This is a genomic window from Endozoicomonas sp. ALC013 (genome assembly GCF_049310205.1).
In the GTDB taxonomy this organism is placed as follows: domain Bacteria; phylum Pseudomonadota; class Gammaproteobacteria; order Pseudomonadales; family Endozoicomonadaceae; genus Endozoicomonas.
In genome coordinates, this window is sequence record NZ_JBLYNS010000346.1 from 1 (window position 1) to 1882 (window position 1882).

1 protein-coding gene is annotated in these 1882 nt (G+C 47.3%); it reads right to left on the bottom strand.

What is annotated here, in order from left to right:
* Window positions 1-1882, bottom strand: a 1882-nt coding sequence (locus tag ACO6V1_RS23735; RefSeq protein WP_422469033.1) for a hypothetical protein, incomplete at both ends; no start/stop codon positions are given.

Below are 1882 nucleotides of genomic sequence, written 5' to 3' on the forward strand. Positions count from 1 at the left end.
CTCCTTTGGCCCTTCCCAGGAACAGACACCATAGCTTCGGGCAGACGTAACGGCCCTGTCCTGCATATATTTATTACGCAGCTGACTATGTTTACCCCCGGCGCAAATCACTAAATCCACAGGACGGGTTACCGTTGCTTCAGGTTTCTGATAACCGACAGGTGGCTTTTTCTTGCCGCTGGCAAAGGGAGAGGGATCATTCCCGGGGTGATATTTAGCCTGTACTGTATAGCCTTGTTCACCTGCCTCTACCCTGGTCATTTCATAGGCAGCTAACCGCTCCAATCGGTTTTTCTGCGGGTCATCACGCTGGGAAGTATGATCATAATTGCGTGCCATCAGTTCAGCCAGTCTATCATTCAGAGCCTCTTCCAACCGGTGAGTGACAATTTCGCCTGCCTTTTCTCCCAAACCATCCGTACGAACCATACCCTTTCCAGCCTGTCCATTCTCACCGAACAGGTCGTAGTAATGTTCTCCAAGATAAAACTTCAGCATATCCATCCATTTAGGGTCCAGTCGAACCACTTGTAACCGGTTATATGCAGTGCTCCGTTTCTCAAACACTGAGACATTGGCCCCCTCCTGAAACTGGGTGAAAGCCAGCATCAGCCCTGTTGGGCCAGCCCCTTCAATGGCAACATTCGGATGTCTGTTTGCTTTATTGTTCTGCGCTATGATCCAGTCCAGCTGGGCCAAATCCACTTGTGGCCCTCTTAACTGAGCCAAATCCAGCAGCTTTTTGAACATCTGCTGATTGTGTTCAGAATCAGTACCATAGATATTGGCCTTTCCTATACCTTCTAATAACAGATTTAACTCCCAGCGCCGCCCTTGATTCAGCTGAACATGCAATAATGCCGCCCGACCTTCTGCTATCAAGGCCCGATGTGTTTTGCAACGGGTTTCGAGTTCTTTAAATTCCTGGTTTTGATCCTGATTTTCTGCGGACAAAGTACTCCTTAAGGACTCATACTGCTGAAAGTCATGTGCAACCCGCTCCAGATCAAGCGTTCTCAATTCACTGGGTAATCGACTTATTCTGGCCGCTACAGCACAACCGTCTGCAAACAGATTTTCCTCTAGCCGGTGTACTCGTGAGTAACGAAAAAATAGCCCCTGATAGCTATCTTTAAGCAAGGCCAGGTCCCTGGCAGAAACCAACTCCCGGGGGTGGCCCTGAACAGACGAACTGCCCAGGCCATTATTAAAAATCAGGTTGAGTGCATCCCGCAAAGGCCGCTGACGAGGGGAGTATGGATAAGTAAATACATTACCGATTCGTTTCGTTAATTGTTGATACTCTTCAAGCGACAGCTCCTCCCGAATGTTATGTAAAACGGACAGGGCAATGGTATCTTTCAGGTCAGTAAAACCAACCGATTGCCGGGTATTACGAAAGTGCTTTTCCAGCTTGCTGATAGCTTCGTGAGCTTTATGCTCATCCGGTAACAATTCCGGTGACAGAATAATGAGTTGATAATAGGCTTTCAGCACTTCTCTGCTATCTTCCAACGTCACCCGGGGTAGGCGAGACAGCAATCCGGAAAGTTCTTTTTTCAGAAATCCAGCGGCTTCACGGATAATTTTACGTTCTTTCGGGTTAATTAGAATTGTATCCTTACTACTGACTATCGCTTTACACTCTGATTCTTTAAGAAAAGGCAGAACGCCATTTTCCACGGCCTGTATGACCTGTTTTTTCAGACTGTAAGGCGCTTTTTCAGTTTGCAGTAATTCCCATAACTGACCACGAAATAAAGCAGCCGCTTCCTGCTCTTGTCTTCGCTGTTTCCGGCCTTCTGTCGTGAAAAGGTTTAACAAACGTTGAAGAAAAGAAGTAGTAGACTGAACTACCTCTACCCTTCGATGCCAAACTGCG